The organism is Pseudoalteromonas sp. SIMBA_162 (genome assembly GCF_046535955.1).
Lineage (GTDB): Bacteria > Pseudomonadota > Gammaproteobacteria > Enterobacterales > Alteromonadaceae > Pseudoalteromonas > Pseudoalteromonas marina.
Genome location: NZ_JAWJBQ010001335.1, coordinates 1 through 231 on the forward strand (window position 1 = coordinate 1; position 231 = coordinate 231).

General features: G+C 71.4%; 1 pseudogene. It reads left to right on the forward strand.

Annotated elements, in window-relative coordinates:
• Positions 1-231, forward strand: a pseudogene (locus tag R0J88_RS23975) (4-(cytidine 5'-diphospho)-2-C-methyl-D-erythritol kinase); the annotation flags it as partial.

Below are 231 nucleotides of genomic sequence, written 5' to 3' on the forward strand. Positions count from 1 at the left end.
GTGTCGATATCACGCTGGAGAAAGTGCTGCCGATGGGTGGCGGCCTGGGGGGCGGCAGCAGCGACGCCGCCACGACCCTGCTGGCGCTGGACAGACTCTGGGGGCTCGAGCTTGGCGAAGACGCCCTCGCCGAGCTCGGCCTGTCGCTCGGCGCGGATGTGCCGGTGTTCGTGCGTGGCTTCGCCGCCTGGGCCGAAGGCATCGGTGAACGCCTGGTGCCAGCCCCGCTGG